Annotated in this window: 1 protein-coding gene; it reads right to left on the bottom strand. The window is 67.7% G+C overall.

What is annotated here, in order from left to right; all coding sequences use genetic code 11:
- Positions 1-235: hypothetical protein (locus tag SB717_RS39680; RefSeq protein ID WP_410908841.1), on the bottom strand; the 235-nt coding region annotated here is incomplete at both ends.

Here is a 235-nt window from a genome sequence, read left to right as displayed (position 1 = left end):
CGATCGCCCACTTGCCCAGTCCGTCGATGTCGGCGCTGAGCACGTCGTTGAGTTCTTCGTCGTCACCGGGCAGGTACATGCCCAGACGTTGGCGGCAGAAGGCCCGCATCGGGTGCTCGACAAAGGCGATCAGTTCCGACAACTCCACGTCCCCCGACGTCCGCGGCAGCGGTGTCGGCAGGAAACCCGGTTCGCAGACCTGGACGGACTGGGTGGCCACGGCGCCGGCGAGCGC

The sequence above is a fragment of the Priestia sp. SIMBA_032 genome (assembly GCF_046535215.1).
In the GTDB taxonomy this organism is placed as follows: Bacteria; Bacillota; Bacilli; order Bacillales; family Bacillaceae_H; genus Priestia; species Priestia aryabhattai.
Note: the sequence above shows the minus strand (reverse complement) of the source record. Positions and strands in the feature narration are given on the sequence as shown.